Raw genomic sequence first — 25261 nt, 5'->3', positions numbered from 1 at the left:
CCATCGTCGACGCCGATCAGGCCGCCCCGCGAGACTCGTCCGACGGCGAGGACGCCGGCTCCCCGGCGGCGATCCTTGTCGCCATGTATCCGGTCCTGAAGTGGCTCACCAGGGCGCGCGCCGTGGACACCGCCCAACGACCGAAGGAGGGCGTCAGCAGGCGCATAGGCCAACTGTGTGGAATGGCTCGAATGCTGATCTCGGCGGGCAATCCCCGTAGCTGATGGGGCGGCAGCTTTTCGGTGGGCGCGACCCGGACAAAGCCTTCAGCCTTGAAGTGCACCAGTTCGTTGCGGATCTGGACCAACTGGGTGAACGCCCGCCAGAGCGCCGGCGGCGGCGGCCACGTCAGACCACACATCGCTTTGCCCAGTTCATCCCATTTCAGGGTCAGTTCCGTGAAGCGCTGATACTTCGCGGCGTCCTCGACCAGCCCCGCGGGAAGATCAAGTGGTCGGCTGTCCGACGCTTCCCTCGCGAAATAGATCGTGGAGTTGATGAAAGCCTCCAGCCCGCTCACGGCCAGCATGGCGCAGGCCAGCGGTTCATCCACCGAGTCCGGCTGGGCGTGCTGGATCAGCGCTTCAGCGGCGTTCAAGTGGATGTTGGCCATGTCAGGCAGTTCAAGCACTTCGAACCAGCCGTCATGGCCGCGCATCTCCGACCAGGAGACCCTCCGCCGGGCCTCGTCCGTTTCCCGCATGGCGAAATCGAGAGGACCCGGCTCCAGGCCCAGCCGCCGAAGGTCCCCGGCGAGGGGTTGGACATCTTCCGACTCGCCGCCGACCGGCATTCTCAATGCGAGCGGCTCATGGTCCGCGCGCCCGCAGCAGGCCTCGTAGGTCTTCCCGGATTCGCACGCGCAGGGCGCGATGGGCCCCAGCGGTATTCCGGCTATGCCGGCGGCCTTTCCCTGGGCCTCGATCATTCGGGTGATGCCTTCGGTCTTGGCCAGAATCTCCGGATTCTGCAGACGCTGACCGATCTCCAGGGCCTCGGCGTTGTGCTTTCGGGCCTGAGTGAGCTGCCGAAGCTCCACATACATCACCGCCAGGTTTCCCAGGGTGGCCGCAAGCCCCCGTTCGTCTCCCTGAACCCGCGCCAGCATCAGATCCTTGCGGCCGTAGGCGATCGCCCGTTCGAACCGCTTCAAGCGGAAGCAGTGCATGCTGAGCTGGGAGAAGTTGTTGGCCGCGCCCTCGATATCTCCGATCCCGATCTTGACGTCACACATCTCTTCGAGAAGCGCCTCACCCTGCGCCACCTCGTCGCTATCCTCGGAGTAAAGCATGAACCCGCCGAGATTGGAGCGGGCCCGGGTGAGATGCTCGAGTTCGTCCTGGGCCTCGAACAGCCTCACGGCTTCACGGGTGACGGTGATGGCGTCCGCCGTTCGACCCGCCAGCCTGTAGGTCCGGCCGGCCTCCAGACACCACCAGGGCCGGAAGACATCGTGCCCGTCCTCCTTCAGAAGCTTGTCGAAAATCCGGGCGCCGGCCGGAGCGTCGCCCAGATGGGTGAGGGACGTTGCTCGCAACTGTTTCATGTTCTGGCGCACGGCGGAGGATACGCGCCCCGACATCGCATCAAGCCGATCCAGAGCGCCCTGGTGGTCGCCACGTCTTTGAGCGACCGTGACAAGCGACAGGTCGATCTCGGAAGCAGTATGGGCCGCCAGCCCCGGCGCTTGGCGAAAGCGAAGAAGGCGGCTTTCCGCTTCGTCCCTCACGCTGCGATCATGTTCCAGCGTCAACATCCGGGCCGCCATGATCTCGTCAGTGAGAGGGGCCGCGCCGCCCGTATCCTGCCCCATGCAGCACCGCTTGTACTTCTTGCCGCTTCCGCAGCTACAAGGCGTATTCCGTCCCGACCCCATGAAGCTCTCGTTCCCTCTCTTTTTTCCGCCCTACCAGACACGCCGAAGATGCGCGATGCATGAACTTCCCGTCCCCGCCGTCGGCGTCGTCTGCCTGCGCGGCGACGAGGTCCTGCTGATCCGCCGGGGCAAGCCGCCGCGCATGGGCGAATGGAGCCTGCCCGGCGGACGCATCGAACCCGGCGAGCGCGCCGTCGACGCCGCCCTGCGCGAACTGCACGAAGAGACCGGCGTCACGGCCCGCATCACCGGCCTGCTTGACGTCGTGGACGGGATCTTCCCCGAGGCGGGGCGGCACTACGTCCTGATCGACTACGCCGCCGACTGGCTCTCCGGCGAGCCCGTGGCGGGCGACGACGCGTTGGAGGCGTGGTTCGCGCCGCTGGATCAGGTCGAGGCCCTGATCGACTGGTCGGAGACGCGGCGGATCATCGCCCTGGCGGTCGCCCGGCGACGCTGAACGGCCAAGATTACGGGGATGTCATCGGCCGCCGTCCGGTTTCTGTGGCGCGCGGGCCACAGCCTGATACCGTGACGGGAATAGGGAGGCTTTGATGGACTTTTCCGTACTCTTCTTCGTGGCCCTGGTCGTTCTGGCCTTCGTCCTGTTGTTCAGCGTCGTGAAGATCGTGCCGCAAGGGCGTGAATTCACGGTCGAACGCTTCGGCAAATACACCCGCACCCTGCCTCCGGGCATCAGTCTTCTGACCCCCTTCGTCGAGAAGGTCGGCCGCCGCATGAACATGATGGAGCAGGTCCTGGACGTCCCGACCCAGGAGGTCATCACCAAGGACAACGCCGTGGTGAAGGTCGACGGCATCGTCTTCATCCAGGTCATGGACGCCGCCCGCGCCGCCTATCGCGTGGACGACCTGCCCTACGCCATTTCGCAGCTCTGCATGACCAACCTGCGCACCGTGGTCGGCTCGATGGAACTGGACGAAGTCCTCAGCCAGCGCGACGCCATCAACACCCGCCTGCTGCACGTCATCGACGCGGCGACCGAGCCGTGGGGCGTCAAGGCCAACCGGATCGAGATCAAGGATCTGACCCCGCCGACCGACATCACCAACGCCATGGCGCGTCAGATGAAGGCCGAGCGCGAACGCCGCGCCGTGGTCACCGAGGCCGACGGCGAGAAGCAGGCCGCCATCACCCGCGCCGAGGGCGCCAAACAGGCCGCCATCCTGGAGGCCGAAGGCCGCCGCGAAGCCGCCTTCCGCGACGCCGAGGCCCGGGAGCGCGAAGCCGAGGCCGAGGCCCGCGCCACCGAGATGGTGTCCAACGCCATCGCCGCCGGCGACGTGAACGCCATCAACTACTTCGTCGCCCAGAAGTATGTGGAGGCGTTCGCCGAACTGGCCCGCAGCCCGCAGCAGAAGACGGTCATCGTCCCCGCCGAGATGGGCGCCCTGGTCGGCACCATCGCCGGCGTGGGCCAGCTGGTTGCCCTGGCGCAGGATCAGCAGCAGAGCCGCCCGGCTCCGGCTCCGATCCCCGCCGCGCCGCGTCCGCCCGCTCCGCCGCGCCCGCCGCGTCCCACCGTTCCGAGGACCTGATCCATGGACGCCCTGATCGAGTTCCACAGCAATCAGCCGTTCTGGATCTGGCTGGCGCTGGGCGTGATCCTGCTGGCCGTCGAGGCCGCCTTCTCGACCGAATGGCTGCTGTGGCCCGCCGTCGCGTCCGGAGTGGTGGCCGTCATCACCGCCATCGGCGTGCCGCTGGGCTTCTGGGGCGAGGTCGCCCTGTTCGCCGGCCTGACGGTGGCCGCGACCCTGCTGTCGCGCCGCCTGATCCAGCGGGTGAACCCGTCGGATTCGCCCGACATCAACGCCCGTGAGGGCCGTCTGATCGGTCAGCGCGCCCAGGTCGTCCAGGCCTTCGTCGACGGTCGCGGCCGGGTCTTCGTCTCGGGCGCCGAATGGCCCGCCGAGATCGAAGGCGTCGCCCCCCTGGCCGGCGAAAGCGTCATCGTCGAAGGCGTCGACGGACCGAAGCTCAAGGTCCGGGCGGCCTGACTTCAACGTCACCGCGCCATTCGCGTGGGCGAACGGAGCGGTGAGCCCGGTCAGCCCTTCCGCATATCCTCGATCCCGCGGTTGGCCAGGCCGTCGGCCCGCTCGTTCAGCTCATGCCCGGCGTGGCCCTTCACCCAGTGCCACTTCACCTCGTGGCGGGCCCGGGCGGCGTCGAGCCGTTTCCACAGGTCCTCGTTCTTGACCGGCTTCTTGTCGGCGGTCTTCCAGCCGCGCGCCTTCCAGCCGCGGATCCATTCGGTGATCCCGGTCATGACGTATTTGCTGTCGGTGTGCAGATCGACGCGGCACGGACGGGTCAGGGCCTCCAGCGCCATGATCGCCCCCATCAGCTCCATGCGGTTGTTGGTCGTCAGCGGCTCGCCGCCCCACAATTCCTTCTCGTGACCGCCGCCCGTCTGCAGGATCGCGCCCCAGCCGCCAGGGCCCGGATTGCCCTTGCAGGCGCCGTCGGTGTGGATGATCACGTGACTCATCCGCGCGCTGTATCAGGTTCACTTGGCGTCGCGCCACCGAACGGCCTATATGCGGCGTGAAACTGTGAACGGGCCGCGCATCGGTCCGACGAAGGAGATGTCGCCGTGGGTTCTCTCAGCATCTGGCACTGGGCTATTGTCGCCGTCATCGTGCTCCTGCTGTTCGGCGGACGCGGCAAGCTGTCTGGCCTCATGGGCGACGCCGCCAAGGGCGTGAAGGCTTTCCGCGACGGCCTGAAGGACACCGACGAAACCAAGCCGAAGGACGACCGCGCCGGCGCCCTGCCGCGCACCGACGCGGAAAAAGAAGACCTGAAGTCGTAATCGCGCGTTCGCGCCGGAGAGACTGACGGATGGGTGGTCTGGGCCCCGGCATCGGGGGCATGGAATATATCGTGATCGCGGTCGTGGCCCTGCTTGTCGTGGGGCCCGAACGGCTGCCCGCCATGCTGCGCAAGCTCGGTCAGCTGGTCGCCAAGGCCCGCAACATGGCCAACGAGTTCCGGCACAGCTTCGACGAGATGGCGCGCCAGTCCGAGCTGGACGACCTGCGCAAGGAGGTCGAGGCCCTGCGTCAGGGCCAGACCAACATGATGCCCCTGGGCGCCGACGCCGAGGCCGCCTTCCGCGGCATCCGCGACGACCTGAACCGCCCCCTCGACGCCCCCGCGCCCGCCCCGGCCCTGACGGGTCCCGAGGAATGGCCCGACAGCCCGCCGGTGATGGCGCCGCTGGAGCCTGAAACGGCGCCCAAGCCCCGCGCCCCGCGCAAGGCCGCCGCCGCCAAGGCGGCCTCCAAGGCGCCCGCGAAAAAGGCCGCCGCCAAGCCCCCGGTCGCCGCGAAGACGCCCGCCGCGAAGCCGTCCGTGGCGAAGAAGACCCCGCCCTCCGGCAGGAAGGCGGTTGAACTGTGAGCCAGATCGACCGGGACGAAGCCGAGATCGAGGCGTCGCGCGCGCCGCTGATGTCTCACCTGATCGAGCTGCGCGGGCGGCTGGTGGTCTGCGTGGTCGCGTTCGCCGTCGCCTTCATCGGCTGCTTCTACTTCGCCGCCGACATCCAGATCTTCCTGATCAAGCCCTTCCAGGCCGCCTACGCCCTTCACGCCGCGGCCCAGGCCGCCGGCCAGCACGGCGGCAATCCGTTCGAGCTGATCGCCGTCACCGCCGGCCTGCACCACCTGCCGCCGGGCGCCCCGACCAACCTGGCCCTGCAGGCCACCGGCCCGCTGGAGCAGCTCTTCACCAAGATGAAGGTGGCCGGCTTCGGCGCCGTGGTCGTGGTCTTCCCGGTGCTGGCCTGGCAGCTCTACAAATTCGTCGCCCCGGGCCTGTACCGCAACGAGAAGGGCGCCTTCCTGCCCTTCCTGTTCGTGGCCCCGATCCTGTTCCTGATCGGCGCGGCCCTGGTCTATTTCGTCATGCTGCCCTTCGTGATGTGGTTCTCGTTGAGCCAGCAGATCACGGCGGACGGCATCACGGTCGAGCTGAACACCAAGATCTCCGAATACCTCAGCCTGGTCACCTCGCTGATCCTCGCCTTCGGCCTGTGCTTCCAGCTGCCGGTCGTCACCACCCTGCTGGGCATGGCCGGGATCGTCTCGTCCAAGATGATGGTCGAGGTCCGCCGCTACGCCATCGTCGCCGTGGTGGTGGTCGCCGCCGTCGTCACCCCGCCCGACCCCATCAGCCAGCTGATGCTCGCGGTGCCGCTGGTGCTGCTCTACGAGATCTCGATCTGGTGCGTCCGCCTGATCGAGATGCGCCGCAAGAAGGCCGACGTCGCCGACGGACTGGCCGCCTGATCCAGCGTTAGCCCGTCCGTAACGCCCAGCAGGGCACCTTTGCGGGAAACCGGGAGCGTGGACATGGGCCTGATCGACCTTTCGAACGACATCATCGCGCGCGGCGAGGTGACCTCGGCCGACATCCTGGCGCTGCGTCAGAACATCTTCGGCGAGGTCACCGTCACCCGCGACGAGGCCGAGGCCCTGTTCCGCATCGATGAGGGCACGGAACGCCGCGTCGCCGAATGGCGCATGCTCTTCCTGGAAGCCCTTACCGACTGGCTGGTCCGCCAGCAGGAGCCTCCGGGCTATGTCACCGACGCCCAGGCCGACTGGCTGATCGCCCGCATCGAGGCCGACAGGCGGGCCCGTGACGGCACCGAGATCGAACTGGTGGTGCGGGTGCTGGAACAGGCCGACAGCGCCCCGGCCGCGCTCGCGGCCTTCGGCCTCAGCCTGGTCAGTCGCTCCGTGGTCGAGAACGACGGCGTGATCAGCGCGACCGAGGTCCAGCGCATGCGCCGGCTGATGTTCGCCCCCTCCGGCCCCGGCCGTCTCGCCATCTCGCGCGAGGAGGCCGAGGCGCTGTTCGACCTTAACGACGCCACGCGCGGCGCGGCCAACGATCCGTCCTGGACCGACTTCTTCATGCGCGCCGTGGCCAACGCCGTCACCGCCGCCGCCGGATGGGCCCCGCCCGGCCGCGAGGAGGCCCTGCGCCGCGAGCGCTGGCTGGCCGACCCCGACGCCGGCATCATGAGCGGCATCGTCAAGGAGTTCGGCCAGACCGCCGTCCACAACATCGGCTGGCATACCCCCGCCCTGCTGATCCGCGGTCTCTTCGAACCCGACGCCGCCGAAGCCCTGTTCAGGGAGCGCGAACAGACCCGGCAGCAGGCCGCCTCGACCGCCGCGCCGGTGAACGCCGAAGAGGCGCGCTGGCTGGTCGACCGCATCGGCCGCGACGGCGATTTCGACGTCAACGAACGCGCCCTGATCGGCTTCCTGAAGGACCTTGCTCCGTATACGGACGAAGCGCTCCAGCCGCTCATCGAACAGCTGGCGGCCTAGGTCGCCGGGCCGGCTGTTCGGCGGTACTTGCACATGACCTCGGTTCTTTCCTTTCGCATTCTCGCCTCCCCTTCCAGCAACGACCATGAGGCGCGGCCGCTCGTGGACGGCGCCGACTGGCTGGCAGAGGACTGCCTGGGCCTCGACCCGCCTGAGCTTGTCCTTGAGTTCGCCAGGAACCCTGCGCGCCTCCTGATCGGACGATGCGGTTGCGGCGTGGTGGGCTGCGGCGACGTGACGGTCGAGGTGGAGAGGACGGAGAGCACGGTCGAATGGCGGCTGCACGACGGCTCGCCGATCACTTTCGATCGCCGTCGCTACGACGCCGAGATCGCCCGCTTCAGCACCGACCACTCGTGGGAGCCTCTTGAACGGCGGGTGGAGCGCGAAGTCGGCCAGGTGTTCGCCGGGTCCTCCACCAAGGCGGGCCTGACCTTCGACTGGGCCACAACCCGCATTCGCCAAGGCCTGATCTGCCTGTCCTATTCCCGCCAGGGCGTGGGCCAGAGCCTGCTGGAGTTCGGCTGGGTCGGCCAGAACCTGGACGACGCGCTGACCAGTGCGCGGCGGTTCCATGCCGAACATTTCGACGACAGCTCACCCAAATGAAAAGGGCGCCGGCGGTTTCCCGCCGGCGCCCTCCTCGATCAGCCCCCGCTGTCGATCAGCAGCTGTAGTACATGTCGAATTCGACGGGGTGCGGGTGCAGTTGCAGACGCATCACCTCTTCCATCTTCAGCTCGATGTAGCTGTCGATGAAGTCGTCATCCATGACGCCGCCCTTCTTGAGGAAGGCGCGATCCTTGTCGAGGCTCTCCAGGGCTTCGCGCAGCGAGCCGCAGACCTCGGGGATGTTGCCGCGCTCTTCCGGCGGCAGGTCGTACAGGTTCTTGTCGGCGGGCGCGCCCGGATCGATGCGGTTCTCGATCCCGTCCAGGCCGGCCATCAGCAGGGCCACGAAGGTCAGGTAGGGGTTGCCCATCGGATCCGGGAAGCGGGCTTCGATGCGCTTGGCCTTGGGCGAGTTGACCCACGGGATGCGGATCGAGGCCGAGCGGTTGCGGGCCGAGTACGCCAGCTTGACCGGGGCTTCATAGCCCGGGACCAGGCGCTTGTAGGAGTTGGTGGTCGAGTTCGCGAAGGCGTTGATGGCCTTGGCGTGCTTGATGATGCCGCCGATGTACCAAAGACAGAGGTCCGACAGGCCGGCGTATTTGTCGCCCGCGAACAGCGGCTTGCCGTCGCGCCAGATCGACTGGTGCACGTGCATGCCCGAGCCGTTGTCCCCGAAGGTCGGCTTGGCCATGAAGGTGGCCGACTTGCCGTAGGCGGCGGCCACGTTGTGGATCACGTACTTATACATCTGGGTGCGGTCGGCCATGGTCAGCAGGTCGCTGAACTTCAGGCCCAGCTCGTGCTGCGCCGGGGCCACCTCGTGGTGGTGCTTCTCGGGCTGCATGCCCAGGTCGCGCATCACGCCCAGCATCTCGCCACGCAGGTCCTGGGCGCTGTCGGTCGGATTGACCGGGAAGTAGCCGCCCTTGGGCCCCGGGCGGTGGCCCATGTTGCCTTCGGAGTATTCAGCGCCGGTGTTGGCCGGCAGCTCGATCGAATCGTAGGTGTAGCCGGTGTCGTGCGGGGCGGTGGACCAGCGCACGTCGTCGAAGATGAAGAACTCGGCTTCCGGGCCGAAATAGACGGTGTCGCCCACGCCCGAGGACTGGACGTACGCCAGCGCCTTCTTGGCCATAGAGCGGCTGTCGCGGTTGTAGGGCTCGCCCGTGTCCGGGTTCAGCACGTCGCAGAACAGGAACAGCGTCGTCTGCTGGTAGAAGGGGTCGATCCAGAAGTTTGCAAGGTCCGGCTTCAGCAGCATGTCGGACTCGTTGATGGCCTTCCAGCCGGCGATCGACGAGCCGTCGAACATCGTGCCCTCTTCGAGGAATTCCTCGTCGACAAGGTCGATGTCGAAGGTCACGTGCTGCATCCGACCCTTTGTGTCGGTGAAGCGGAGATCGACGTAGCGAACGTCTTTCTCCTTGATCTCTTTAAGGATCTTGCCCGCGTCGCTCATTCTTCGAGGTCCTGTTTCTTATGGGGAGGTTTCGTTGACGACCGCGCCCGGAGACACGGCCGGTGGTCTGAGCGATCAGACGGCTTGTGCGCCCGTTTCGCCAGTGCGGATGCGAATGACGTCCAGGACGTCAGACACGAAAATCTTGCCGTCGCCGATCTTGCCGGTGCGGGCTGCGGTCTGGATGGCCTCGATCACCGACGGGGCCAGGTCGTCGGAAACCACGACCTCGATCTTGATCTTGGGCAGGAAGTCGATGACGTACTCGGCGCCCCTGTAGAGTTCCGAATGGCCCTTCTGACGCCCATAGCCCTTGGCTTCGAGCACCGTCATCCCCTGGACTCCCGCGTCCTGCAGGGCCTCTTTCACTTCATCCAGCTTGAAAGGCTTGATGACGGCTTCAATCTTTTTCATCGGCGTTCCCGGCGGGCTCTGGAATGCCGCGCGCTCGGGCAGCAAAGGGACATTGCATTGCACAATAAGGCAAGTGTTTTTCGCATGCGCGGCGAACCGTAAGCGGACGAAAACGTATCGGCATGGAGGCTGGAATGGCGAGCATCAGGTTCAAACAGACCGACAGGCGGGTGGGACTGGCCGTCGCCCTGGGATTCCTAGCGGTCGCGTTCGGTGGACTCTTCTTCGTTTTCGGCTTCGGCGGACTGGCGGATTTCGTGAACGCCTTCCCGTCGGTGAAGCTGATGGGGATCATCGCCGCGCTGGTGTTTCTCCCGCTTCCGATCCTGATGGTGAGGCGGCTGTACAAGGCCACCGACGTGGACTTCGGCGGCGACTCCATAACTGTCCGCACCGCCGGGCGGCCTGAGACGACCCGCATCCGCTATGCGGAGATCCAGACCGCCGATCTCCACAAGTCGACGCCCGGCGCCCTGTCCCTCTTCTCCCGCGACGGACGCCTGCTGCATCGGTTCGCGCCCTACAACGACAGTACAAGCCTGGACGCCCTGGTCGCGGGACTGATCGGGACCGGGCAGTTCCGGATCGAGGACCGGCCGGTCAAGGTCTTCGGCGGCGCGATGAGCGGCCGCGTGTTCACGCGAAAGGCCTAGGACCATGGTCGTCGAAGACTGGCACGCCAAAATGCCCTGGCCCGGCGTCGATGCGCACAAGCATGCGCGCGGGCGGCTGGGCGTGGTCTCGGGCAAGGCGACCCAGACCGGGGCCGCCCGGCTGGCGGCGCGCGCCGGCCTGCGCATCGGCGCCGGGGTGGTGCGCATCCTGTGCCCGCCCGACGCGGCGGCGGTCATCGCCCCGGCCGTCGAGGCGATCATGCTGACCCCCTTCGCCTCCGATGAGGCGCTGAAGGCGGCGGCCCAGGGCATGGACGCCGTGGTCGTGGGACCGGCGGCGGGCGTCAACGACGCCACCTCGGCCAACGTCCGCGCCCTGGCCGAGACCGGCGCGGCCCTGATCGTGGACGCCGACGGCCTGACGGTGTTCGAAGCCTGGCCCGGCGAACTGTTCGGCCTGCTGGACCGCGACGACGTCCTGACCCCGCATGAGGGTGAGTTCAAACGCCTCTTCCCCGACCTGCTGGCCAAGGGCCGCGAGACGGCGGCGCGCGAGGCGGCCAAGCGGGCGGGCGCCGTGGTCGTGCTCAAGGGGCCGGAGACGGTGATCGCCGCCCCGGACGGCCGCCTCGCCATGAACCACAACGGCGTGCCCTGGCTGGCGACCGCGGGCTCCGGCGACGTGCTGGCGGGCATGATCGGCGGCCTGGTGGCCCAGCGCATGGACAGTTTCGACGCCGCCCGCGCGGCCGTCTGGATGCACGCCGAGGCCGCCCGCGCCTTCGGTCCCGGCCTGATCGCCGAGGACCTGCCCGAACGCCTGCCCGCCGTTCTGGCCCTCCTCTATGCACAGGGCGGCTGAGCCGCGACCCCGGGTCCGGTTCAAATCGTCACCGAAGCGGCCTAACAGGACCGCATGCTGATCGTCCTGTCCCCGGCCAAGCGTCTCGACTTCACCGAAGCCGACCCCGCCGTCCCCGCCTCGGAGCGCCGCTTCCTCGAGGACACGGCCTCGCTGTCCAAGACCGCCCGCGCCCGCACCGTGGCCGAGCTGCGCCGCCTGATGGGCATTTCGGACGATCTGGCCCGGCTGAACCGCGAGCGCTTCCAGGCCTTCGCGCCCGATTCCACCGACGGGGTCCAGGCCGCCTTCGCCTTCGCCGGCGACGTCTACGAGGGCCTGCGCGCCCGCGAGCTGGACCCGGCGGGCCTGGCCTTCGCCCAGGCGCACCTGCGCATCCTGTCCGGCCTCTATGGCCTGCTGCGCCCGCTGGACCGGATCCAGCCCTACCGCCTCGAGATGGGCACGCGGCTGAAGACCCGGCGCGGCTCCAGCCTCTACGACTTCTGGGGCGACCGCATCTCGAAATGCCTCAACGCCGACGCCGAGGGCCAGAGCGATCCGACCCTCGTGAACCTGGCCAGCCAGGAGTATTTCGGCGCCGTCGACGCCAAGGCCCTGAAGCTGCCGGTGGTCACGCCGAACTTCTACGAGGACAAGGCCGGCGATCGGCGCATCATCTCCTTCTTCGCCAAGCGGGCGCGCGGGACCATGGCCCGCTTCGCCATCGACGAACGCATCGACCGGGCGGAGGATTTGAAGGCCTTCGACCGCGACGGCTACCGCTTCGACAAGTCCGCGTCCTCGGACACGGAGTGGATATTCATCAGGTCGGGAAATACTTGAGCCCGACAGTCGCCATGACGTATGCCTGACGCTAGAGTCGCGCCGAGGCCAGAGTCGAAAAGTCCTCCGAGGAAAGACAACATGTTCCAGTGGCCCAAGCGTGGTGAAGGCGCCTCCAGCGAGAGCGAACCGTTCCGCGACGTCGGCGACCTCAAGGGCCAGGTGGCGGTGATCTCGGGTTCGACCTCGGGCATCGGACTGGCGCTGGCCAAGGCCGTGGCCAGCCGGGGCGGCGACGTGGTCCTGAACGGCCTGGGCGACCCGGCCGAGATCGAACGCACCCGCGCCGGGATCGAGGCCAGCTGCGGCGTCCGCGTCCGCTACCACGCCGCCAACATGATGCGCGGCGACGAGGTCGCCGACATGGTCGCCTTCGGCAAGCACGAGCTCGGCCGTGTCGATATCCTGGTCAACAACGCCGGCATCCAGCACGTCGAGGCCGTCGAGAAATTCCCCGCCGACAAGTGGGAGCAGATCATCGCCATCAACCTGTCGTCGACCTTCTATGCGACGCGGGCGGCCATCCCGATCATGAAGGCCCAGGGCCGCGGCCGGATCGTCAACATCGCCTCGGCCCACGGCCTGGTCGCCAGCCCGTTCAAGTCGGCCTATGTCGCCGCCAAGCACGGCGTCCTCGGCTTCACCAAGACCGTCGCCCTGGAAGTGGCGCAGGACAACATCACCTGCAACGCCATCTGCCCCGGCTTCGTCGAGACCCCCATCGTCGAAAAGCAGATCGCCGACCAGGCCCGCACCCGCGGCATGTCAAAGGAGCAGGTGCTCAAGGACGTCATCCTGGGGTCCCAGCCGACCAAGAAATTCGTCACCACCGACCAGCTGGCCGGGATGTTCCTCTACCTCGTCTCCGACCTCGGCGCCTCGGCCAACGGGGCCAGCTTCTCCATCGACGGCGGCTGGACGGCGCAATAGCCATGGCCAAACCGGCGGCCCCCAAGCGTCGTCCGGTCTGCCTCGCCCTTCAGGGCGGCGGCTCCCACGGCGCCTTCCAGTGGGGCGTGCTCGACCGCCTGCTCGAGGACGACCGCCTGGACGTCCGCGCCGTCACCGCCGCCTCCGCCGGAGCCATGAACGCCGCGGCCCTGGTCAGCGGCCTGGAGACCGGCGGCCCCGACGGCGCCCGCAGGCAGCTGGATCTGCTGTGGCGCGAGGTCAACCAGTCCGGCGGCCGCAACGTCTTCGGCGATTCCTCGATCTGGAGCGCGGCCCTGACGCCCGGCTGGCTGAAGGACACCGGCCTGTGGCGCACCGGCGAGAACATCGCCCTGTCGATGAGCCCCTATCAGTTCAACCCCTTCAACCTGAACCCGCTCCGGCGGGTCCTCGACACGGCCATCGATTTCGAGGCCGTGCGCGCCTCGTCCATCTCCGTCTTCGTCTCCGCCACGGCGGTGAAACAGGGCCGCGCCCGCGTCTTCAGGACCGCCGAGATCACGCCCGAGGTCCTGCTCGCCTCCTCGTGCCTGCCGCACCTGTTCCAGGCGGTGGAGATCGACGGCGAAAGCTATTGGGACGGCGGCTATCTGGCCAATCCGGCGCTGTGGCCCCTGATCCATCCGGACACGCCCGACGACGTCCTGATCCTGCCGCTGAACCCCTTCGTGCGCGAGGACACGCCCCACGCCGCCGGCGAGATCATGGACCGCCTCAACGAGATCGTCTTCAACGCCCCGCTGGTCTCCGAACTGCGCGCCTTCGCACTGCTCCAGTCCCTGATCGCCGACGGTCAGCTTCAGACCGGAAACCGCCACCGCGCCCAGGCCATCCGCATGCACGCCATCGACAGCGACCGCTGGCTGGCGCCGCTTTCACTGGGGTCCAAGTTCGATACCGAATGGACCTTCCTCAACCGGCTGAAGGGCCATGGCCGCGAGGCGGCGGAGGATTGGCTGACGACCTGTTTCGACGACGTGGGCGAACGCTCCAGCGTGGATATCAGGGCGCGGTTTCTCTAGGCCGCCGCGCCCCGATGTCCGTGTCGCTACCGGGCCGCGGGCGCGCCGACGACCCAGGTCCGGCGCTGCACCGGATCGAACATCAGCTTCAGCTGGCGAAGCACGGGCATGCCAATGTTCGGACGCCCGCCTTCGATGAACCGGATCTTGGGCCGGTGGATCACCACCCCCGCGATGGTGATGTCCTCGCCCAGACGCGCTTCATAGACATCCTGCACGCCGGCGGCGGACGTCGCGTGGCCGATGACCACCGGCTCGCTCTCCAGCGGCAGGTCTTTGGCCAGGCTGAGCGGCAGCAGGAAGTCGCTCGTGTTGCCCGTGTCCAGGATGGCCGGGATCGCCCGTCCCTCCAGTTCGATGTTGAGGGACGGCAGGGCCGCGCCCCCTTCGCCGAGATAGGGGAAGCCCTCCCCCGCCTCCGGCGCGTCCGCCGGCGCGTACAGGCTCAGCCGGCTCCGCCCTAGGTCCATCAGCACGTACTGCCCCGGAAAGCTGTTCGGGCCGATGATCGCGACCTCGTTCGGATGGCTGAAGGCCATGGCCGTCGCGCGGGCGTCCTGGATCGGCGTCCCGCCCAGGCTGGCGCCGGCGATGAAGGTCTCGAACCCGGGCACGGGCCGGCCGGTGCTGCCGTCGATGGAACGCGAGCCGCCCCGGTTCTCCAGCCCCAGCTTCTGGGCCACGCCGATGTCGATGACGTTCCCGTTCGTGCCGGTGTCGAACACGGCGGGCATTGGCGGGTGGTCGCCGATCGTCAGCATGACCAGGACGCGGTCATTGGACTGGAAGAGGCTGATCATGGTCGGCGGCTGGGTTTGCGCCTGCGCGGCGTTGCACAGGGACCCGACCAGGGGCACGGAGAAGGCGGCGGCCAGGACAGCCAGTTTGAAGAGCGAAGTACGCATGACGACCTTTCGAAAAACTAGTACGATTAGTACCAATTCGCGATCGGACGTCAAATGACAAGACATTCATCCGGCCTGACGGAGCTTGAGGGGGCCGTGCTCTCCGAGATCCATCACCGCCAGAACCGCACCGCCTTCAAGGTCCGCCGGGCCTTCCAGACCTCGCCCTCCATCGAGTGGAGCGGCAGCGCCGGCGCGGTTTATCCGGCCATCCGTCGCCTCGTTGAGGCGGGCCTGATCGACAGCGCTCCCATCGAGACCGGCCACAAGGGCAGCCACCTGTCCCTGTCGCCTGAGGGCGTTGCGGCGGTGGAAGGCTGGATCTGCGATCCCGTCCGCGCGACCAGCGTCGGCGTCGATCCCTTCCGGCTCCGCGCCGGCCTGTGGGCGACGCTCGATCCGGCGATGCGCGCCGACGCCCTGCGCCGCCTCAGGCTCACGGTCGAGGAAGAGCTGCAGCGCCTGACGGTCTCGCTCGACGCGCTCGATCCGGTGGAGCAGGCCCGCAGCGAATGGTCGATCCAGCTGCAGGCGATGCGGCTGCGCTGGCTGGAGGATCAGGGCGCGGGATCGAAGCCGGAGTGACGCGGATGTGGCCGGCAGCCCAGGAGCCGCTCTGCACAGGCCCTAGCCGATATGCCCCGCCGCCCGGCGCAGCCGGTCGTTGATCGCCTCGCCCAGGCCGTCCAGCGGCACGGGGGCCACGGCGATGCCCGACGGCTTCTCGCGGTCGGCCTCGCGGAACCGCCGGAACAGGTTGGCCGCCGCCTCGCGCAGGTCCCCCGTCGGGCTCAGGCTCCAGCGCGGATCGCCCACGCCGGGGCCGAAGCCGAGCAGCAGTTCGCCCTTGTGCAGGCTCGTCGCATTGATCCGCACCGGCGCGTCCGGCGCATAGTGCAGGGTCAGGCGGCCGGGCGAACGATGTCCCTCCCCGCCCCCGTCCGGCGCCCCGTCCAGCGGTCCGACCACCGCCTCCAGCTCGTCGCGGGTCACGGCGCCGGGGCGCAGCAGGCTGACCACCCCGTTCAGCACCGACACCACGGTGCTCTCCACCCCCACGGCGCAGGGGCCGCCGTCCACGCCCTCGGCGGCGGCGAAGCCGGTCTCCTCCATGGCGTCGGCGAAGGTCGTCGGGCTGGGCCGGCCCGAGCGGTTGGCCGAGGGCGCCACCACCGGCCCGCCGAAGGCGCCGATGACCTCGCGGGCGCGGGCGTGGCCGGGCACGCGCACCGCCACGCTGTCCAGCCCGGCCCGGGCCAGGTCGCACACCGCCTCGCGGTTCCGCACCGGGGCGACGATGGTCAGGGGGCCGGGCCAGAAGGCCTCGGCCAGGCGCCCCGCGCGGTCGTCGAACACCGCGACGGCCTCGGCGCCGGCGGCGTCGGCCACATGGGCGATCAGGGGATTGAAGCGCGGCCGCCCCTTGGCCTCGAAGATGGCGGCCACGGCGCGGGCGTCGGACGCGTCGGCGGCCAGGCCGTAGACGGTCTCGGTCGGCAGGATGATCAGCTTGCCGTCCGCCAGCGCCCGGACGGCGGCTTCCTCGGCCCCCGCGTCCCGACCCGTCGTCAGATCCAGCCGTTCCACGCGTCTCAAATCCTCATGCCGTCGTCGCCGGTCATGTGCGCCCTCGCCCTACCCCGGCGCAACCCCCGCCTCCGGTCTCAGGGCCGACGCGGAATCAGCGGGATCATCCGGTGCAGGATGTTGTCCCGGTCGATGAAGTGGTGCTTCAGCGCCGCCGCCACATGCAGGGCCAGCAGGACGTAGAGCGCCTTCACCGCGATCCCGTGCGCCTCCATCAGGGCCCGCCCCGCCTCGCGCCCGCCCCCGATCGGCAGCAGGGGCCAGTCGAACAGGCCGAAGAACGGGATGTCCCGCCCGCCCGTCGAACTGGCCGCCCATCCGGTCAGCGGCAGGGCGATCAGGGCGACGTAGAACAGCACATGCGTCACGCGGGCGAACCGCTTCTCCCACGGCTTCATATGGCCGGGCAGAGGAATGGCCGGATTGGCGATCCGCCAGCCGATCCGCGCCAGCGTCAGCAGCAGAATCGTCAGGCCCACCGACTTGTGGATCTGTATGAACTCTCGCGACAGCGGCCCCTCGGTCGCGTCATGGGCCGTGATCAGCAGGATCTGGGCCAGGATCAGCACCGCGATCAGCCAGTGCAGCACCAGTGAGGTCACGGAGTATCGGTTGCGCGGTTCGGCCATGCTTCCCTTCCGTGACGGCACAGGTTCACAGTGGGCCGATCCTGTCCGCTTCGCCCGCCCTTGCGCAAGGGGCCGCGGACAGGCCATGACCGCCGCCTGTTTGCCTGAACCCGACCGGAAGCCCCATGACCTACCGCGCCCCGATCCGTGATCTCGCCTTCACCCTGCAGGCCGTGGCCGGCATCGACCAGGTCGCCGCCACCGGCGCCTTCCCCGATTATGACGCCGACCTGATGGGCGCGGTGCTGGAGGCGGCGGGCCAGTTCTCCGAGGGCGTCCTGGCTCCGCTGAACCGCATCGGCGACCAGAAGGGCTCGACCTGCAAGGACGGGAACGTCACCGCCGCGCCGGGCTTCGCCGACGCCTACCGCCAGTTCGCCGCCGGCGGCTGGACCGGCCTGACCGCCCAGGCCCACTCCGGCGGGCAGCAACTGCCCAAGGCGCTGGAGCTCGCCGCCTATGAGACGGTCCACGCCGCCAACATGGCCTTCGGCCTGTGCCCCATGCTGTCGCTGGCCTCCATCGAGGCGCTGGAGGCGCAAGGCACCGAGGCGCAGAAGGCGACCTATCTGTCCAGGCTGGTCTCCGGCGAATGGACCGGCGCCATGGTGCTGACCGAGCCGCAGGCTGGCTCGGACCTCGGCGCCCTGACCGCCACCGCTGTCCCCCAGGCCGACGGGACCTACCGCCTCTCGGGCCAGAAGATCTTCATCACCTGGGGCGACCACGACGCCACGGACAACATCGTCCACCTGGTGCTGGCCCGCCTGCCCGACGCCCCCGCCGGGCCCAAGGGCATCAGCCTGTTCCTGGCGTCCAAGTATCTGGTGAACCCGGACGGCTCGCTGGGCGCGCGCAACAGCTTCCATCCCGTCAGCGTCGAGCACAAGCTGGGCATCCACGGCTCGCCCACCTGCGTCATGGCCTATGAGGACGCCGTCGCCGAACTGGTCGGCACGCCCAACGAGGGCCTGGCCCACATGTTCATCATGATGAACGCCGCCCGCCTCGCCGTCGGCGTCGAGGGCGTCGGCATCGCCGAGCGCGCCTACCAGCACGCCCTCGAATACGCCCGCGAGCGCAAGCAGGGCCGCAGCGTCTGGACCGGCGCCGCCAACAGCCCCATCGTCGATCACCCGGACGTGCGCCGCACCCTGTCGGTGATGAAGGCCAGGATCGCCGCCGCCCGCGCCATCTGCCTGTCCACCGGCGTCGCCGCCGACCTGGCCCGCCACGCCGCCACCGAGGATGAGCGCCGCCAGTGGAAGGGCCGCGAGGACCTGTTCACCCCCATCGCTAAGGCCTGGTCCACCGACGTCGGCTGCGAGGTCGCCTCCCAGGGCGTCCAGGTCCACGGCGGCATGGGCTTCATCGAGGAGACCGGCGCGGCCCAGTACTACCGCGACGCCCGCATCACCCCGATCTACGAAGGCACCAACGGGATCCAGGCCATGGACCTGGTCGGCCGCAAGCTGTCGCAGGACGGCGGCCAGTCGGCCCGCGAGCTGATCGCCGACTTCAAGATCACCCTGGCCCAGCTACACAAGCTCTACACCGGCAAGCCGGTCGAGCGCTTCGCCAACGCCGTCGAGGCCGTCGAGGACGCCACCCTCTGGCTGCTGGACGCCAAGAGCGACAAGGACCGCGCCGCCGACGTCCTGGCCGCCGCCGACGCCTATCTGAAGCTGCTGGGCGACGTCACGGGCGGCTGGATGCTGGCCAAGGGCGCCCTGTGGGCCCGCGCCGAGCTGGACGCCGAACGGGGCGATCCGGTCTGGCTGGAAGGCAAGATCGCGCTCTACGAAGTCTACGCCGCCAACGTCCTGGGCCACGTCTCCAGCCGCCTCGCCGCCGTCGGCCAGGGCGGCGCCCTGCTGGAACGGATGAGCGTGGACGTGCTGGCCGGCTGAGCTCACCGATGTTCACCCTCGCCCTGTTCAGCCCCATCCTGACGCCTTTCGGGCTGGGCTTGGCGTTCTGGGCCTATCCGTGGCGCATGCATCCCGTACGGCCCTACCTCTGGGTCGTCCTCCTCCTGCTCGCGCCGCTGCTGTGCATCATCGCGCTGCAGACGGCGTTCGGCCTCCCGGCGGGGTCGTGCGTGGAGCGGTCGCTGAACGATGTCCCGATGATCCTCGCGCTGATCAGCATCATCGGAGGCGTCGTCCTCACCCTCTTCGCCAAGGGCTATCGGCGGTTCGTCGCGGGCGTGGCCCTCGCCGTCTGTCCGATAACCCTGGCTTGGTCGATGATCGCCGTCATGTCCCTGGCCGGCTGCTGGATCTGACGGCTCAGCCCTCTACTTCAGCGGCAGGTGCAGCTCCGCCGCCGCCCCCTGCTCCGGATCACCCAGCAGGAAGCGCTGGCAGTAGATGGGGAAGTCCCGCATCTCCTCGCCGCCGGCCGGCAGCCAGTCGCGGTACAGGTACAGGGCCGCGGGCTCCAGGTTGTGGGTGTCCCCCGTGACCCTCAGCACGGCGCAGCGGCCGCCGGGGATCTCGCCTTCCCGGACCCCCTCGCCCCGATCGATGATCGGCTGGTCGGGGCCCAGCCCGACGCACAGGTCCATGCGGTAGTCGGCGGGGTTCGCCGGCCGCCGCTCGGAATACCAGATGTTGAAGGTCGGGCTGGTCTGGGGCGACAGCCCGGCGGCCTTCCGCCACGCGATGAAGCGCTGGATGGTGACGTCCAGGGTCTGCGGGTCGCCCCGGTGTTCGAACATCGCCACGCGGGTCGGGGCCACCTCGCGAATGGTGATCTGGTCGGGGGTGAAGGTCGTCGGCATGAGCTTGCTCCTGGCTGCGTTGAAAGGCCCGAAAGCCCGAAGCCACGGCTCCCAGTCGGGAGATTTCCGGAAACTCGACGGCGACTGCCGGAACCGTTGCCGAAAGGCGCGGGCGAAGGCGTCGGGCGTCTCGTAGCCGGCGTCCAGGGCGATGTCGGTCACGCTGGCCCCCTGCCCGTCGGCCAGCCGTTTCGAGGCCTGCCTGAGGCGGGCCAGCTGGACGTAGCGATGCAGGGACACCCCGAAGGTCGCCTTGAACTGCCGGTGGAAATGGAATTTGGAAAACGCCGCGACGCCGCTCACCGCCTCCAGGTCCAGATCGCCGTCCAGGTGCCGGTCGATGTGATCCAGCACCCTCCGCATCCGGGCATGATAGTGGTCCAGCGCCGCCGTCATCGTCCTCATCCGTTGTGGCGATCCGGGTTTGACGCGTCGGCCCGTCACGCGCTCGACCGATCTTGCGGTTCTGCGCTCCGTCCTAGGATCCGGCCGTAGCGTCGCTGAACACCCTCACGAAATTGCCGCCCACGATCTTGTCGACGTCCGAGGCGCCGTAGCCTCTCCGCGCCAGGGCCCCGGCCAGCACCGTCATCCGGTCCGGGCCGTCCATGTCCGCACAGGTCACGTGGCCGTGCAGCGGCTCTGCCCCGGCCCGTCCCAGGTTCCGGGCCTGATAGTCGGCTAGCCGGGCGACCTTGGCGGCCTGGGGACTGGGGTCGCCCATCGCCGGCTGGTCGCTGCCGAACCCCGCGACCTCGACGCCGCCGATCTTCACCACATGGTCGATGTGATCCACGACGTCCTCGACCGAGGAGGTGTCGCGGTCCGTCAGCCAGCGGCTCATCATGAAGACGCCGAAGAAGCCGCCCTTGTCCGCCAGCGCCCGGATCGCCTCGTCCGTCTTGTTGCGCAGGCTGGGGTGCAAGGCGCGGCAGCCGGCGTGGGTGACGGCGATCGGTCCGGCGGACCGGCGGATGGCCTCGATGGTCGTCCGCTCGCTGCAATGGGACAGGTCGATCAGGCCGCCCAGCCGGCCCATCTCCTCCACGACCCGGGCGCCCAGCAACGACAGGCCGCCGTCCTGGGGCTCCATGAAGCCGTCGCCCGCGCCGGTCCTCTCGTTGTGAGTCAGCTGGAGGATTCTCAGCCCCGCGGCGTGCATGGCTCTCAGAGCCTCCAGATTCCGGTCGGAATAGGAAATGACCGACGGTCCCAGGATCGACGCGTCCTGGCACGCGATGACCACGCCCAGCTTGCCGGCGTCCCGGGCGGCCTGGAAATCAGCCCCCTTGCGGATGAGGCTCAACGCCGCGCCGTCCTCCGCCACGCGGGCGTTCCACGCCGACAGGGCCGCCGTCGCCTCCCCTTGCGCGCGCGGGAAGATGGTCATGTCCAGGACCAGCGCATCCATTCCGGCGGCCAGGACTTCCGGGCCGTCCACCGATCCCGCCCCGCCGATCGCCAGCGCATCCACCATGAAGCGTCGAGGCGTCCGGCCCTGCGCCTGCACGGGCCCGAGGCCGACCAGGGCCGCGCCCCCGAGAGAGCCCGCCAGCAATTCACGTCGGTTCATGTGCGCTCTCCCAAGCCTGGAGCTTGGCGGCGGTTGTCCGGGAACCACGAGTTAAATCGCCGTAACCTCGCCGGCGTCTTCACACCGGCTCACCTCCCTACGTCCAATCCCGACGCATGGCCGTGTCATCCTGTCGGGCATGATCAGCCCATTCCTCCTCGACGACGGCTCTGCGGACATGCGGGCGATCCATCGCTTCGCCGTCGAGCAACGGACCGCCGCCCGCCGTCAGCGCCGCGCCCGCGCCGCCCGCGACTGGGGCCGTCTCGTCATGAAAGCCCTGCGCGCACTGCGCTTCGCCGCCCGCGTGAAGGCCGGACGGCTGCACGGCCATCCGCACTCTTCGCACTCGCTTTTTTCCGAAACGCCGAAAAGAGTTTCCGACACGGTCGTTCCGGGGCTCGCGCCCAATTCCGACCGCCGCCGGACCTTCCGCGAGAGACGAAGGCGACGATGAGGCCGCCGGAAACCCCACCACACCCACATTCTTCATCTCCGCTCATCCCGGCGAACGCCGGGACCCGGCGCCTTGGGCGATGAGCGGCGCCGGGCTGACCTCACGCCGTCAGTCCAGGGGCTCGTGTCACCCTGGACAGGACGGGGTCCCGGCGTTCGCCGGGATAAGCGGTGTGGGAGAGCGAGCCGGAATGACGATCGCGATCAGCGCGAAACCGCCACCCCATCCATCACCGCGATCGCCTCGCGCACATAGTCCGCATGGGCCACGATCCCGATGCCCACCGTCTCGCCGCCGACCCGCATCTCCTGCACCAGCACCCCGGCGATGAAGGGGTGCTCGGGCTGGGCCGTGCCCGGCAGCTTGCGCGCCGACGGGGTCCAGAACACCGGCCCGCCCGAGTTGCCGGGAAAGACGTTGAAATCCAGCAGGAAGGTGGGGAAGGCCCGGATCGGGGTCAGCGGCCAGGACGCCACCCGCCCGGTCCTCAGGATCGGGAAGCCCGCCGTATTGGCTGAATACCCATGCGGATAGCCCAGGGTCATCAGCTCGTCGCCCGGACCCACCTGCCAGGCGTCCAGCGCATAGGCGTTGGCCAGCCAGCCCAGCGGGATGGCCGCCTCGGCGAACTCGGGCGGAGCGGTGATGGCCATGACCGCGATGTCGCGCTCGGGGTGCTTGGTCCACAGCGGATCGCCGTCGTCCTCGCGGATGCGCAGGGGCTGCGGCGCGAACCGCCAGCCGCCGTCCGGGGTCTCGACCCGCCAGCCGATCCGCGCCTGCGCCGACGGCATGCCGTCCAGCACATGGGCGGCGGTGACCAGCACCGTGCGCGGCTTCCCGTCCGGGGTGGGGGCGTTGACCAGGAAGGCCGTGCCCACCTTGCGCTCCGTGGCGTTGATCGGCTGGTCCAGCTGCACCGTCGCCTTGATCAGGCCGACGGTCAGGTCCCAGACGGGCGCGGCCTGCACCACCTCGGCGACAGGCGGATCCTGGACGGGTTCGGGCGGGACCTGAAGATCGAACATCGGCATACCGGGGCCACGGGCGTTTGTTCATTTGACGGCGCGGGGCCGGGACGCACAAGGTCCGCCGTCCATCCGGGGGAGACTTGAGATGAATCGCCGCGACCTGCTGACCACCGCCTCTGCCGCGCTCGCCGCGACCGCCCTCCCCGCCATGGCCCACGCCAAGTCCCCTACCGGAGCCTCGATGCCCAACGCGCCCGTCCCGCCCGTCGCCAAGAAGATCCCCGTCACCATCGAACAGCTGGGCCGCACCCGGACCGACGACTATCAGTGGATGAAGGACGACAACTGGCAGCAGGTCCTGCGCGACCCGTCGCTCATCAAGGCCGACGTCAAGGAACACCTGACCGCCGAGAACGCCTATCGCGAGGCCATGATGCGCTCGACCGAGCCGCTCCAGCAGGAGCTGTTCGAGGAGATGAAGGGCCGCATCAAGGAGGACGACAGCTCCGTCCCCCTGCCCGACGGCCCGTGGGAGTACTACACCCGCTTCGAGGCGGGCCAGCAGCACCCGCTCTACTGCCGCCGCCCGAAGGGACAGACGACCGGCGAGATCGTCCTGCTGGACGCCAACGCCCTGGCCGAGGGCAAGGCCTATTCCTCGGTCGGCGAGACCGAACACAGCCGCGACCACCGCCTGTTCGCCTATGCCGAGGACGCGCAGGGCTCCGAGGTCTACCGCATCTTCATCAAGGACGTGGCCTCAGGCCAGTCCGTCGGCGCGCCGATCGAAAGCGCCATGGGCGGCCTTGCCTTCTCGGCGGACGGCGACTGGATCTTCTGGATCAACCGCGACGACAACGGCCGCTCGGACAAGATCCTCAAGCGCCGGGTGACCGGCGGCGACATCACCACCGTCTATGAAGAGCCGGACGACGGCATGTACATGGGTCTGCAGGTCAGCGCGGACTTCAAATACATCCTCATCACCTCGGCCAACGGCGAACAGTCGGAATGGCGCTACGTCCCCGCCGACCAGCCGGAGGCGACCCCGGTCCTGATCGAGCCGCGCCGCGAGGCCCTGCGCTATGACGCCGATCACTGGGGCGACCGCTGGGTCATCCGCACCGACGCCGACGGCGCCGTGGACTTCAAGATCGTCACCGCCCCCACCGACGCCCCGGGCCGCGCCAACTGGACCGATCTGGTGCCGTTCACGGCCGGCCGCCTGATCGAGTCGGTCGCCGCCTTCTCGGGCCACCTGGCCCGGGTCGAGCGCCACGAGGCCAACACCCGCATCGTCATCCGCACCCGCGCGGGCGAGGAGCACGCCATCGCCGTGGACGAGCCCGCCTATGTCCTGGGGCTGGGCGGGACCTACGAATACGACTCGCCGATGACGCGGTACGTCTACACCTCGCCGTCCACGCCCGCGCAGACCTTCGACTACAACATGGAGACGCGCGAGCGGACCCTGCGCAAGACGCAGGAGGTCCCGTCGGGCCACAACATCGCCGACTATGTCGTCGAGCGGCTGAACGCCCCCGCCTCCGACGGCGAACTGGTCCCGGTCACCATCCTGCGCCGCAAGTCGACGCCGGTGGACGGCTCGGCGCCGGTCCTGCTCTACGGCTACGGCTCCTACGGCATCCCGATGGGCGCCGGCTTCAACACCAACCGCCTGTCGCTGGTCGATCGCGGCTTCATCTACGCCATCGCCCATATCCGGGGCGGCTCGGACAAGGGCTGGGGCTGGTTCCTGGCCGCGCGCCGGATGACCAAGAAGAACACCTTCACCGACTTCATCGCCGCCGCCGAACACCTGATCGAAAAGAACTACGCCCGGGCCGGAAACATCGTCACCCACGGCGGCTCGGCCGGCGGCCTGCTGATGGGGGCGATCAACAACATGCGCCCCGACCTCTGGGCCGGGGTCATCGGCGACGTGCCCTTCGTCGACGTGATCAACACCATGTCGGACGTCAGCCTGCCGCTGACCCCCGGCGAATGGCCCGAGTGGGGCGATCCGATCACCGATCCGGCCGCCTACGACTACATGCTCAGCTACAGCCCCTACGACCAGGTCGAGGCCAAGGCCTATCCGGCCGTGCTGGCCACCGGCGGCCTGTCGGACCCGCGCGTCACCTACTGGGAGCCCGAGAAGTGGGTCGCCAAGCTGCGGCCCGCCACGACCTCGGGCAAGCCGGTCCTGCTCAAGATCAACATGACCGCCGGCCACTTCAGCTCGTCGGGCCGGTTCGACTATCTGAAGGACATCGCCGTGGTCTACGCCTTCGCCATCTGGTCCATCCAGAAGGGCTGGGAACAGGCCTGAGCCCCGCGAGCG

28 protein-coding genes are annotated in these 25261 nt (G+C 68.7%); 17 read left to right on the top strand and 11 right to left on the bottom strand.

Annotated elements, in window-relative coordinates; genetic code table 11:
* Nucleotides 1-16 precede the first annotated feature (16 nt).
* Nucleotides 17-1876: an SEC-C metal-binding domain-containing protein gene (locus AC07NB_RS01105; protein ID WP_494571769.1), complete on the bottom strand. Its 1860-nt coding sequence runs from the start codon at nt 1874-1876 to the stop codon at nt 17-19.
* A 55-nt stretch (nt 1877-1931) separates the two neighbouring features.
* On the opposite strand from AC07NB_RS01105, the gene AC07NB_RS01100 reads away from it, so the two are divergent.
* From AC07NB_RS01100 to AC07NB_RS01090, 3 genes are all read left to right on the top strand, one after another.
* Nucleotides 1932-2336 carry an NUDIX hydrolase gene (locus tag AC07NB_RS01100; RefSeq protein ID WP_494571768.1) on the top strand — a complete coding sequence of 135 codons (405 nt, stop codon included), beginning with the start codon at nt 1932-1934 and terminating at the stop codon, nt 2334-2336.
* Nucleotides 2337-2430: 94 nt separating this feature from the next.
* Nucleotides 2431-3435 (top strand): SPFH domain-containing protein, encoded by a 1005-nt coding sequence (locus AC07NB_RS01095; RefSeq protein ID WP_494571767.1) that lies wholly within the window; start codon nt 2431-2433, stop codon nt 3433-3435.
* Nucleotides 3436-3438: 3 nt separating this feature from the next.
* Complete coding sequence (locus AC07NB_RS01090; RefSeq protein ID WP_291835947.1) at nt 3439-3897, top strand: NfeD family protein; 459 nt, start codon at nt 3439-3441, stop codon at nt 3895-3897.
* A 50-nt stretch (nt 3898-3947) separates the two neighbouring features.
* Here the strand turns inward: AC07NB_RS01090 and rnhA are convergent, their stop codons facing one another.
* The gene (rnhA, locus tag AC07NB_RS01085) at nt 3948-4391 is read right to left on the bottom strand and encodes a ribonuclease HI (RefSeq protein WP_492313444.1); all 444 of its coding nucleotides are present in this window, start codon (nt 4389-4391) and stop codon (nt 3948-3950) included.
* A 105-nt stretch (nt 4392-4496) separates the two neighbouring features.
* Here rnhA and AC07NB_RS01080 point away from each other — a divergent pair, with 105 nt between their 5' ends.
* The 5 genes from AC07NB_RS01080 (at nt 4497) to AC07NB_RS01060 (ending at nt 7857) form a co-directional block, all read left to right on the top strand.
* A complete protein-coding gene (locus tag AC07NB_RS01080) occupies nt 4497-4715 on the top strand; it encodes a twin-arginine translocase TatA/TatE family subunit (protein ID WP_291835935.1) in 219 nt (72 codons plus the stop codon).
* A gap of 29 nt (nt 4716-4744) precedes the next feature.
* Nucleotides 4745-5305, top strand: a complete 561-nt coding sequence (gene tatB / locus AC07NB_RS01075) for a Sec-independent protein translocase protein TatB (RefSeq protein WP_494572551.1) — start codon at nt 4745-4747, stop codon at nt 5303-5305.
* The gene (gene tatC / locus AC07NB_RS01070) at nt 5302-6195 is read left to right on the top strand and encodes a twin-arginine translocase subunit TatC (RefSeq protein WP_494571765.1); all 894 of its coding nucleotides are present in this window, start codon (nt 5302-5304) and stop codon (nt 6193-6195) included. Before tatB ends, tatC begins: the two co-directional genes overlap by 4 nt.
* Before the next feature lie 63 nt (nt 6196-6258).
* Nucleotides 6259-7248 carry a hypothetical protein gene (locus AC07NB_RS01065; RefSeq protein ID WP_494571764.1) on the top strand — a complete coding sequence of 330 codons (990 nt, stop codon included), beginning with the start codon at nt 6259-6261 and terminating at the stop codon, nt 7246-7248.
* 33 nt (nt 7249-7281) lie between these two features.
* Nucleotides 7282-7857, top strand: a complete 576-nt coding sequence (locus AC07NB_RS01060) for a hypothetical protein (protein ID WP_494571763.1) — start codon at nt 7282-7284, stop codon at nt 7855-7857.
* Between the two features lie 55 nt (nt 7858-7912).
* On the opposite strand, the gene glnA is transcribed toward AC07NB_RS01060, so the two are convergent.
* Complete coding sequence (glnA, locus tag AC07NB_RS01055) at nt 7913-9322, bottom strand: type I glutamate--ammonia ligase (RefSeq protein ID WP_291835918.1); 1410 nt, start codon at nt 9320-9322, stop codon at nt 7913-7915.
* A gap of 75 nt (nt 9323-9397) precedes the next feature.
* Entirely contained in the window at nt 9398-9736 is a 339-nt protein-coding gene (locus AC07NB_RS01050; protein ID WP_291835915.1) for a P-II family nitrogen regulator, read from the bottom strand.
* A gap of 134 nt (nt 9737-9870) precedes the next feature.
* Here AC07NB_RS01050 and AC07NB_RS01045 point away from each other — a divergent pair, with 134 nt between their 5' ends.
* The 5 genes from AC07NB_RS01045 (at nt 9871) to AC07NB_RS01025 (ending at nt 14010) form a co-directional block, all read left to right on the top strand.
* Nucleotides 9871-10389: a hypothetical protein gene (locus AC07NB_RS01045; protein ID WP_494571762.1), complete on the top strand. Its 519-nt coding sequence runs from the start codon at nt 9871-9873 to the stop codon at nt 10387-10389.
* 4 nt (nt 10390-10393) lie between these two features.
* On the top strand, nt 10394-11212 hold the full coding sequence (locus AC07NB_RS01040; protein ID WP_494571761.1) for an NAD(P)H-hydrate dehydratase: 819 nt from the start codon (nt 10394-10396) through the stop codon (nt 11210-11212).
* A 54-nt stretch (nt 11213-11266) separates the two neighbouring features.
* Nucleotides 11267-12037, top strand: coding sequence for a peroxide stress protein YaaA (yaaA, locus tag AC07NB_RS01035; protein ID WP_291835903.1), 771 nt, complete (start codon nt 11267-11269; stop codon nt 12035-12037).
* 81 nt (nt 12038-12118) lie between these two features.
* Complete coding sequence (locus AC07NB_RS01030) at nt 12119-12967, top strand: 3-hydroxybutyrate dehydrogenase (RefSeq protein WP_291835900.1); 849 nt, start codon at nt 12119-12121, stop codon at nt 12965-12967.
* Between the two features lie 2 nt (nt 12968-12969).
* Nucleotides 12970-14010: a patatin-like phospholipase family protein gene (locus tag AC07NB_RS01025; RefSeq protein ID WP_492313451.1), complete on the top strand. Its 1041-nt coding sequence runs from the start codon at nt 12970-12972 to the stop codon at nt 14008-14010.
* A 26-nt stretch (nt 14011-14036) separates the two neighbouring features.
* Here AC07NB_RS01025 and AC07NB_RS01020 read toward each other — a convergent pair whose 3' ends face one another.
* Entirely contained in the window at nt 14037-14915 is an 879-nt protein-coding gene (locus AC07NB_RS01020) for a pepsin/retropepsin-like aspartic protease family protein (RefSeq protein WP_494571760.1), read from the bottom strand.
* 54 nt (nt 14916-14969) lie between these two features.
* Between AC07NB_RS01020 and AC07NB_RS01015 the strand changes: the two genes are divergently transcribed.
* Nucleotides 14970-15500 carry a PadR family transcriptional regulator gene (locus AC07NB_RS01015; protein WP_494571759.1) on the top strand — a complete coding sequence of 177 codons (531 nt, stop codon included), beginning with the start codon at nt 14970-14972 and terminating at the stop codon, nt 15498-15500.
* Nucleotides 15501-15542: 42 nt separating this feature from the next.
* Here AC07NB_RS01015 and AC07NB_RS01010 read toward each other — a convergent pair whose 3' ends face one another.
* Both AC07NB_RS01010 and AC07NB_RS01005 read right to left on the bottom strand, forming a co-directional pair.
* Nucleotides 15543-16502 (bottom strand): L-threonylcarbamoyladenylate synthase, encoded by a 960-nt coding sequence (locus AC07NB_RS01010; protein WP_494571758.1) that lies wholly within the window; start codon nt 16500-16502, stop codon nt 15543-15545.
* A gap of 77 nt (nt 16503-16579) precedes the next feature.
* Entirely contained in the window at nt 16580-17131 is a 552-nt protein-coding gene (locus AC07NB_RS01005) for a cytochrome b (RefSeq protein WP_494571757.1), read from the bottom strand.
* A 125-nt stretch (nt 17132-17256) separates the two neighbouring features.
* On the opposite strand from AC07NB_RS01005, the gene AC07NB_RS01000 reads away from it, so the two are divergent.
* A complete protein-coding gene (locus tag AC07NB_RS01000; protein WP_494571756.1) occupies nt 17257-19041 on the top strand; it encodes an acyl-CoA dehydrogenase in 1785 nt (594 codons plus the stop codon).
* A gap of 8 nt (nt 19042-19049) precedes the next feature.
* Entirely contained in the window at nt 19050-19418 is a 369-nt protein-coding gene (locus tag AC07NB_RS00995; protein ID WP_494571755.1) for a hypothetical protein, read from the top strand.
* A 12-nt stretch (nt 19419-19430) separates the two neighbouring features.
* On the opposite strand, the gene AC07NB_RS00990 is transcribed toward AC07NB_RS00995, so the two are convergent.
* From AC07NB_RS00990 to AC07NB_RS00975, 4 genes are all read right to left on the bottom strand, one after another.
* A complete protein-coding gene (locus tag AC07NB_RS00990; protein ID WP_494572550.1) occupies nt 19431-20321 on the bottom strand; it encodes an AraC family transcriptional regulator in 891 nt (296 codons plus the stop codon).
* Between the two features lie 73 nt (nt 20322-20394).
* Nucleotides 20395-21489 (bottom strand): dipeptidase, encoded by a 1095-nt coding sequence (locus tag AC07NB_RS00985; protein ID WP_494571753.1) that lies wholly within the window; start codon nt 21487-21489, stop codon nt 20395-20397.
* Between the two features lie 97 nt (nt 21490-21586).
* Nucleotides 21587-21823, bottom strand: coding sequence for a hypothetical protein (locus AC07NB_RS00980; RefSeq protein WP_494571752.1), 237 nt, complete (start codon nt 21821-21823; stop codon nt 21587-21589).
* Nucleotides 21824-22149: 326 nt separating this feature from the next.
* Nucleotides 22150-22974 carry a trypsin-like serine peptidase gene (locus tag AC07NB_RS00975; protein ID WP_494571751.1) on the bottom strand — a complete coding sequence of 275 codons (825 nt, stop codon included), beginning with the start codon at nt 22972-22974 and terminating at the stop codon, nt 22150-22152.
* 88 nt (nt 22975-23062) lie between these two features.
* Between AC07NB_RS00975 and AC07NB_RS00970 the strand changes: the two genes are divergently transcribed.
* Nucleotides 23063-25249, top strand: a complete 2187-nt coding sequence (locus AC07NB_RS00970) for a S9 family peptidase (protein WP_494571750.1) — start codon at nt 23063-23065, stop codon at nt 25247-25249.
* Nucleotides 25250-25261: the final 12 nt, after the last annotated feature.

This window comes from Brevundimonas sp. GW821-FHT09G01 (genome assembly GCF_059416065.1).
The sequence above is the reverse complement of the archived record's forward strand: the minus strand, read 5'-3'. Positions and strand labels throughout refer to the sequence as shown.